Below are 922 nucleotides of genomic sequence, written 5' to 3' on the forward strand. Positions count from 1 at the left end.
GGCGGTCACACCGGTCTTGGCCGTGAGTTCGCGCAGGTCGAGGATGCACTCGTGTGCCACCAGGCCGCCTTCGCCCGTGTAGAGCACGGGGAAGAAGTCGTTGAGGCTGGCTGCAACGTAGTTCGCGGCGAGCAGCGCGGACTTGGTGGCCTCGGTCAGGCCGCTGCCGCCCATGAGCTTCACGTACGCCCAGGAGATGGGCAGCACGCCGGCGGAGCCGAAGCGTGAGGCGGAGATCGGAACGCCGTTGCCTTCGGTCCAGGTGGCCGCATCGCCGGGCATGAAGGGGGCCAGGTGCGCCTTCGCCGCCACGGGGCCGACGCCGGGACCGCCGCCGCCGTGCGGGATGCAGAAGGTCTTGTGCAGGTTCAGGTGCGAGACGTCGCCGCCGAACTTGCCCGGCTGCGCCAGGCCAACGAGCGCGTTGAGGTTGGCGCCGTCGATGTAGACCTGGCCGCCCGCGGCGTGGATGGCGTCGCAGACCTCGCGGACGTCGGCGTCGTACACCCCGTGCGTGGACGGGTAGGTGATCATGATGCAGGACAGGGCGTCCTTGTTGGCCTCGATCTTGGCGTACAGATCGGTGTGGTCGATCGTGCCGTCGGCGGCGGTGGCCACGACGACGACCTTCATGCCGGCCAGCACAGCCGAGGCGGCGTTGGTGCCGTGCGCCGAGGCCGGGATCAGGCAGATGTTGCGCTGGTCATCGCCGCGGGACAGGTGGTAGCCGCGGATGGCCAGCAGCCCGGCGAGCTCGCCCTGCGAGCCGGCGTTCGGCTGGATGGACACCTGGTCGTAGCCGGTGATCTCGGCAAGGTCGGCTTCCAAACCATCGATCAGTTCGCGCCAGCCTTCGGTCTGGGAGTCCGGGGCGAACGGGTGGATCGAGGCGAACTCCGGCCAGGAGATGGCTTCCATCTCG

General features: G+C 69.1%; 1 rRNA gene and 1 pseudogene (1 of these 2 only partly in view). Both read right to left on the reverse strand.

The features are described 5' to 3' along the window. Positions 1-15: ribosomal RNA gene (gene rrf / locus G9E11_RS21695) — 5S ribosomal RNA — on the reverse strand; it reaches 97 nt to the left of the window's first position. Beyond that, positions 1-922 (reverse strand): annotated as a pseudogene (locus G9E11_RS16790) (beta-eliminating lyase-related protein); the annotation flags it as partial. The pseudogene G9E11_RS16790 and the gene rrf, both read right to left, overlap by 15 nt.

It is taken from the genome of Arthrobacter ipis (assembly GCF_014694315.1).
GTDB classification, from domain to species: Bacteria; Actinomycetota; Actinomycetes; order Actinomycetales; family Micrococcaceae; genus Arthrobacter; species Arthrobacter ipis.